The sequence below is a fragment of the Herbaspirillum sp. UBA812 genome (assembly GCF_002296545.1).
Taxonomy (GTDB): Bacteria; Pseudomonadota; Gammaproteobacteria; order Burkholderiales; family Burkholderiaceae_D; genus Herbaspirillum; species Herbaspirillum huttiense.
Window position 1 is genome coordinate 1 of record NZ_DBIC01000308.1, and the last position, 6,043, is coordinate 6,043.

Below are 6,043 nucleotides of genomic sequence, written 5' to 3' on the forward strand. Positions count from 1 at the left end.
TGAAGCATTGTTCCGTTCAGATGAACATTCCGCCCGACACCTCCACACGCTGGGCGGTGATCCAGCCATTGTCCTCCCGCAGCAGCGAAGCGATTGCCGCGCCGATGTCATCCGGCACGCCGACCCGGCCCAGCGCGGTCTGGCCGGCAATGAAGGCGTTCAGTTCGGCGTTGTCACGCACGCGGCCGCCGCCGAAATCGGTCTCGATGGCGCCCGGTGCCACGGTGTTGACGGCGATGCCACGCGCGCCGAATTCCTTGGCCATGTAGCGCGTCATCACTTCCACGCCGCCCTTCATGGCGGCATAGGCTGCATAGCCCGGCAGGGTGAAGCGGGCCAGCCCGCTGGAGATGTTGATGATGCGGCCACCATCGGCCAGCAGCGGCAGCAGCGCCTGGGTCAGGAAGAACGGTCCCTTGAGATGCACCTTGTAGAGCGCATCGAAGTCCGCTTCGCTGGTCTCGGCGATCGGGCCATAGATGCCCATGCCGCCGTTGTTGACCAGATAGTTGAACTGGCGGACCTGCCAGACCCGGTACAGTGCATCGGACACTTGTTGTGCAAAGGCCGGCACACTTGCGCTGTCGGCCAAGTCCAGTTGCAGGGCCACCGCCGGTACACCGAGGGCTTCGATTTCTGACACCGTGGCATCGGCAGCAGTACGGTTGCCGACATATGTCAGGAGGATACCCACGCCTTCGCGGGCCAGGTGCAGGGCGGCGTTCTTGCCCAGGCCGCGGCTGCCGCCGGTGATCAGGGCGATGCGGGGAGTAGTGTTGCTGGAAGCGGTTGCTGCGTTCATGTGAGGCTCCTGAAGTCGTTGAGGAAAGCAATGCAGGGGATGTTGCAAGACCACGGAGCCCAGTATATTGAGAAGAAATTCCAGAATAAATTTCGGATTTACTATTAGACTTTTCAGAATTGAATAATAATCAGGCGGGCACATGAACCAGTTGGACACCCTCAAGATCTTCCAGCGCGTGGCCGAACTGGCCAGTTTCAGCGGTGCGGCGCGCCAGCTCGGCCTGCCCAATGCCAGCGTCTCGCTGGCGGTGCAGCAGCTGGAACAGATGCTGGGCACGCGCCTGCTCCAGCGCACCACGCGGCGCGTGCAGCTGACCGCCGATGGCGAAGCCTTCTACCGGCGCAGCCAGGATTTGCTGGATGAATTCGAATCTCTGCGCGGCATGTTCCGTGCGGGCGGGCAGCCCTTGAGCGGCAAGCTGCGGGTTGACATGTCCAGTGCCATGGCGCGCGAAGTGGTGCTGCCGGCCTTGCCGACTTTTTTGGTGCAGCATCCGCAACTGGAGATCGAGCTGTCAGCCAGCGACCGTCGCGTCGATCTGGTGGCAGAAGGTTTTGATTGCGTGCTGCGGACCGGCACGCTGGACGATTCCTCGCTGGTGGCGCGGCCCATCGGCCATCTGGTGCAGATCAACTGCGCCAGCGCCGCCTACCTGAAACGGCACGGCACACCGCGCAGCCTGGAGGATCTGGCCCATCACCAGTTGGTGCACTACCGCCAGGTGCTGGGCGGACGTTCACCGGGATGGGAGTGGTTCGACGGCACACAGACCCGTACGCTGCCCATGGCCGGCAGCGTCACGGTCAACAGTACGGAGACCTATTACGCCGCTTGCCAGGCCGGCCTGGGCCTGATCCAGCTGCCGCTGGTGGGCGCGCAGAAACGCAAGATGCTCGACGGCGGCAAGCTGGTGGAAGTGTTGCCGCAATATCGTCCGGCGCCCATGCCCATCAACCTGCTCTATGCCAGTCGGCGCCATGTACCGGCACGGCTGGCGGAGTTCATGGACTGGCTGCATGCGCTGATCTTTCCGCTCACGCAGGAGGGCGGCCTCACACGCTGAGCGGCCCGCTCAGGCCAGCATGGTCTGTCCGACCGGATCGATGGTGACCGTGCCGCGTCCGATCTCGATGACGCGGCCGCCGACCTGGATTGCCCCATCCGCATTGACGGTCAGGCGCAGCCGCGAGGGTCGATCGACCGCCGCGCCCTGGTCGATGGCGTAGTGGGCGGGCAGGGTGGCACCGGTGGCAATGAGCCAGCCGCCCAGATTGGCGCAGGCCGAGCCGGTGCCCGGATCTTCGGCCACTCCGCCGCCTTGCTTGGTGAAGAAGTAGCGGGCCAGCACCTGGCCTGGTGCATCCTCATCGAAGGCGAACACATAGGCCGTCTTGCGTCCCAGACTGCTCGCCGGCCAGCGCTCCAGCAGTCCGCTGTCGGGCCGGGCACGGCGCACCGCTGCGGGCGAGCGCAGGGGGATCAGGAATTGGTCGGCCCCGGTATCGACCCAGATCGGATCGGCGGCCAGGTCGCTCTCCTCCAGCGCCAGCAGGGCGGCCACTTCGGCACGCGAAAGCGGCGATGGCGCAGTGCGCGGGCCGCCGGGGCAGGGGGCGGTGAAGGTCCAGACATCCCCCTCGGCATGCACCGGGACCACGCCGGCCTTGAACTCCAGACGCAGCGCGTCACCCGTTCCCAGCAGATCACGCACCACCTGCGCCGTGCCCAGCGTGGGATGGCCCGCGAAGGGCATCTCGTAGCCGGTGGTGAAGATGCGCACCCGCGCATCGGCCACCGCCGAGGGCAGGATGAAGGTGGTTTCGGAGAGATTGAATTGCAGGGCCAGCGCCAGCATGGTGGCCTCATCCAGGCCGCGCGCTTCCTCGAATACGCACAGGGGGTTGCCGCCGAAGGTGGATTCGGCGAAGACGTTGAGCAGGCGGTAGGCGTAGGTGGCAGGCATGGAGGTCTCGCAGCAGGGTCAGAAAACTTCCGCATGGCGGAAGCAGGAAGGCCGATTGTAGCCACGGCCTTCACTGCGAGACAGGTACAGTTCAGTCTCCCACGCCAATACAGTCACGGCCCAACTGTTTGGCGCGGTACAGGCGGCGGTCGGCCTGTTCCAGGAAGGCGATGCGCTGGTCCATCGGCGAAGGCACGATGGTGGTCACGCCCTGGCTGATGGTGATGTGGGTCGAGATCTGCGACTTGGCGTGCGGGATGGCGGCCGCGTTGATGATTGCGCGGCAGCGCTGGGCCACTTGCAGGGCGGCCTTCTCGTCGCAATCCGGCAGGATCAGCACGAATTCCTCGCCGCCATAGCGGGCAAAGAAATCGCGGCTGCGGGTCGCGCTCTGGCTCAGCAGCTGGGCCACTTGCTTGAGGCATTCGTCACCCCGGATGTGGCCGTAATGGTCGTTGTACTGCTTGAAGTAATCGATGTCGAGCATGATCATCGACAGCGGCGCACGCGTGTTGACCGCATTGGCCCATTCCACTTCCAGCGCCGAATCGAACATGCGGCGATTGGCCACGTTGGTCAGGCCATCGCGATAGGACAGTGCCTCCAGCTCCTTCTGCAGCTCAACCAGGCGTGCCTCGGTCTTCTTGCGTTCGGTGATGTCGAACATGAAGCCGATCAGCGCATTGGGGCTGCCATCGGGATTGCGCACCACGTGCACCACGTCGCGGATCCAGATGTGCTCGCCATCGCGGGTCAGGGCGCGGTAGTCGGCTTCGTGATCGGCACCGGCCTTGGATTGCGAGATGCAGAAGTTGACCACGGCCTCGCGGTCTTCCGCATGGATGCGCATGGCCCAGTCGTCGGCCGTCTTCCAGCTTTCCGGGGTCCAGCCCAGCAGTTGTTCGATCTGCGGGCCGATGTAGGCGAACTGCATGGTGCTCCAGTCGATCTTCCAGGGAATCGCCTTGGTTGATTCCAGCAGGGTTTTGTAGACGGCGCTGTCGGGTTCCATCTGTTCTTGGATCGAATTGCTCATGATTCCTGGTCGCGAGGTGGTGGTAATGGAGTTGATGTCGGGAAATGCTGCTACAAGGCAGCACAAAAAATTTGCCGGCAAGCATAACGCGTCTTGCTGTCAGGGCGATGAAAAAATGCGCTCAAGCGTGCAGCTGTCCACTCACGTTTCCGCAGGGCAATCGCCGGAAATCGCTGCGCACCCTGCTCGCAGGGCTATCGTTTTTCCTTATACCCCTATCCTCATTCGGTATTTCCGCCTTCCCCGCTCCTGCGGATAGACTTCAGTCACAGCAGTTTTCGAAACGGAGATTGTTGTGTGGACCGCTACCACGGTCGATGTGTCTGGCAGTGATGTGCCGTACCCGGTGCAGTAATGGCAGACGCTATCTGAAACAAAAATTTTGGAGACAAGCAATGCAATTCCGTTCGGCAGCTGAGCCTGCCGCAGCGGCGACGCCAACCGTAGAAGGCGTTCGCGACTGCGCACAGGCTGTGACCCCAGTGAGCGCTCACTCGCCGGTCCTCGACCAGACACCCGGCACCCCCGCGACAGACGGCTTGCATACCGTCACCGCACACTTGACTGACCGGACAGGTAACCGTACCGGTACAGTTTCAGACACTTCCGGACTGGCACCTGTCAGTCTGGACGACAAATACACCGCCACCGAAGGCGCCATCTATCTTTCCGGCATCCAGGCGCTGGTGCGCCTGCCGATGCTGCAGCAGATCCGCGACCGTGCGGCGGGCCTCAACACGGCCGGGTTCATTTCGGGCTATCGCGGCTCGCCCCTGGGCGGACTGGATGAAGCCCTCTGGCATGCCCAGCCGCACCTGGCCGCGCACCGCGTGAAGTTCCAGCCGGGCGTGAACGAAGACATGGCCGCCACCGCCGTCTGGGGCACGCAGCAGGTCAGGCTGATCGGTCCTTCCGACTATGACGGCGTCTATGCCATGTGGTACGGCAAGGGGCCCGGCGTGGACCGCTGCGGCGATGTGCTCAAGCACATGAACCACGCCGGCACCTCCGCCCAGGGCGGCGTGCTACTGGTGGCCGGGGATGACCACGGCGCCTATTCCTCGACCCTGCCGCATCAGTCGGACCACATCTTCTCGGCATCGATGATCCCGATGCTCTATCCCTGCAACGTGCAGGAATACCTGGACCTGGGCCTGCATGGCTGGGCCATGTCGCGTTATTCCGGCTGCGTAGTGGGTTTCAAGGCGCTGGCAGACACGGTGGAATCGAGCGCTTCGGTGGATGCCGATCCTTTCCGCGTCGACATCCGTCTGCCGACCGATTTCGTCATGCCTGCGGGCGGACTCAATGCACGGCTGTCCACCGATACCTTGGGCGTGCAGGCGCGCAAGCAGGAAGCGCTGATGCAGGATTACAAGATCTATGCCGCGCTGGCCTACGCCCGCGCCAACCGCCTCAACCGCGTGATGATCGACAGTCCCCGTGCGCGCCTTGGCATCATCGCTTCAGGCAAGTCGTATCTGGATGTGCTGGAAGCCTTGTCGGAACTGGGGATCGATGAGGCCTTTGCGGCCGAGATCGGGCTGCGTCTGTTCAAGGTCTCCATGCCCTGGCCGCTGGAGCCGGATGGCGTGCGCGAATTCGCACAGGGCCTCGATGAAATCCTGGTGGTGGAAGAAAAGCGCCAGATGGTCGAATACCAGTTGAAGGAGCAACTCTACAACTGGCGCGACGATGTCCGTCCGCGCGTGATCGGCAAGTTCGATGAGAAGGGCGAATGGGTGGCCCCGCGCGGCGAATGGCTGCTGACCTCCAAGGCCGATTTCTCGGTGGCGCAGATCGCCCGCGTGATCGCCGCGCGCATTGCGCGCTTCCATACCAGTGACCTGATCAAGGCGCGCCTGGCCTTCCTCGATGCCAAGGATGCGGTGCTGACCAAGGCCGTCAACACGCCGCCGCGTCCGGCTTACTATTGCTCGGGCTGTCCGCACAATACGTCCACGCGCGTGCCCGAGGGCAGCTTCGCGCTGGCCGGGATCGGCTGTCACGTCATGGCCACCGCCATCTATCCGGAATTCAACAAGCTGACCACGCACATGGGCGGCGAGGGCGCGCCCTGGATCGGGCAAGCGCCCTTCTCCAAAGTACCGCACGTATTCGCCAACCTGGGCGATGGCACCTATTTTCACTCGGGTATTCTGGCCATTCGGGCCAGCGTTTCAGCAGGCGTGAATATTACCTACAAGTTGCTGTACAACGATGCCGTGGCCATGACCGG

4 protein-coding genes and 1 pseudogene are annotated in these 6,043 nt (G+C 63.3%); 2 read left to right on the top strand and 3 right to left on the bottom strand.

The annotated features are described in order from the left end of the window. Positions 1-16 precede the first annotated feature (16 nt). The gene (locus B3873_RS21280) at positions 17-802 is read right to left on the bottom strand and encodes an SDR family NAD(P)-dependent oxidoreductase (protein ID WP_121045657.1); all 786 of its coding nucleotides are present in this window, start codon (positions 800-802) and stop codon (positions 17-19) included. A gap of 142 nt (positions 803-944) precedes the next feature. Between B3873_RS21280 and B3873_RS21285 the strand changes: the two genes are divergently transcribed. Next, positions 945-1,868: a LysR family transcriptional regulator gene (locus B3873_RS21285; RefSeq protein WP_286868891.1), complete on the top strand. Its 924-nt coding sequence runs from the start codon at positions 945-947 to the stop codon at positions 1,866-1,868. Between the two features lie 9 nt (positions 1,869-1,877). Here B3873_RS21285 and B3873_RS21290 read toward each other — a convergent pair whose 3' ends face one another. Next, complete coding sequence (locus B3873_RS21290) at positions 1,878-2,768, bottom strand: PhzF family phenazine biosynthesis protein (protein WP_286868893.1); 891 nt, start codon at positions 2,766-2,768, stop codon at positions 1,878-1,880. A 91-nt stretch (positions 2,769-2,859) separates the two neighbouring features. Then, complete coding sequence (locus B3873_RS21295; protein ID WP_329800587.1) at positions 2,860-3,780, bottom strand: sensor domain-containing diguanylate cyclase; 921 nt, start codon at positions 3,778-3,780, stop codon at positions 2,860-2,862. A 563-nt stretch (positions 3,781-4,343) separates the two neighbouring features. Between B3873_RS21295 and B3873_RS21300 the strand changes: the two are divergent. After that, a pseudogene (locus tag B3873_RS21300) lies at positions 4,344-6,043 on the top strand (indolepyruvate ferredoxin oxidoreductase family protein); the annotation flags it as partial.

Coding starts and splice junctions, on each gene's coding strand:
- B3873_RS21280 (WP_121045657.1), bottom strand. CDS start 802: ATGAACGCAGCAACCGCTTCCAGCAACACTACTCCCCGCATCGCCCTG.
- B3873_RS21285 (WP_286868891.1), top strand. CDS start 945: ATGAACCAGTTGGACACCCTCAAGATCTTCCAGCGCGTGGCCGAACTG.
- B3873_RS21295 (WP_329800587.1), bottom strand. CDS start 3,780: ATGGAACCCGACAGCGCCGTCTACAAAACCCTGCTGGAATCAACCAAG.
- B3873_RS21290 (WP_286868893.1), bottom strand. CDS start 2,768: ATGCCTGCCACCTACGCCTACCGCCTGCTCAACGTCTTCGCCGAATCC.